At 39.5% G+C, this 750-nt stretch carries 2 protein-coding genes; both read right to left on the bottom strand.

Annotation, left to right across the window (positions count from 1 at the left end):
- Positions 1 to 437, bottom strand: a 437-nt coding sequence (locus H9653_RS12740) for an IS630 family transposase (protein WP_404814824.1), incomplete at its 3' end; no start/stop codon positions are given.
- Positions 438 to 450: 13 nt separating this feature from the next.
- Positions 451 to 750 (bottom strand): transposase (locus H9653_RS12380; RefSeq protein ID WP_225211770.1); only part of this gene is annotated, 300 nt, incomplete at its 5' end.

The following is a 750-nucleotide window of genomic DNA, read 5'->3' as shown; positions in this document are numbered from 1 at the left end:
TTACGTTTTTGTTTGACCCAAGCCCACATTTGCTCGATAGGATTCAAATCAGGACTGTAAGGTGGCAGCCATAAAATAGTGTGCCCTGCATCTTCTATAAGTTCAGTTGTGTCTTTGCGCTTATGGAAGGTTGCATTATCCATAACGATTACACTGTCTTTCGGTAAGCTTGGTAGCAGCAGTTGTTCAACCCAGCTATGAAATACATCACTATTGACACTGCGATCATAAAGTCCAACAGCGAACAGCTGATTATTGTAAATAGCACCTATCGCATTGGTTTGGTTTTTAAGCTGCCAGTTGTATTGTCCAAAGCATTTTTTACCTCTATTAGAGTATCCGTGAGGCCTGTTTTCATGAGACTTAAAGCCACTTTCATCAAGATAGATAATAGGCTTATCATCAAACTTAAATTGCGCTAACTTTTCAAGAAATATTAAACGTTTTTTATCATCTGCTTTTGGATGAGTTAAGCTCTTTTTTTTGAGTGATGCCGATTCGTTTTAATGCAATGCCTATCGCTCTTTGAGTACAATTAAAACGCCGAGCTCGTTCGTGCTGATAGTCATCAGGATAAGCCTCTACATCCGCTCTCAGTAATGCATCGTCTATTTTAGTTGGGGTAAACTGACGTTTTTTACGCTCAGGAAATTTTTTCCAACGCTGAATAGTGTTGGTGCTAATTTGATATTCCTCGGCAAGTTGTCGAATGCTATAGCCTTCTGCAAGCTTATTGAGGATCAGTTGTCG

Origin of the sequence: Psychrobacter communis (assembly GCF_014836505.1) — a bacterium.
GTDB lineage: Bacteria > Pseudomonadota > Gammaproteobacteria > Pseudomonadales > Moraxellaceae > Psychrobacter > Psychrobacter faecalis.
The sequence above is the reverse complement of the archived record's forward strand: the minus strand, read 5'-3'. Positions and strand labels throughout refer to the sequence as shown.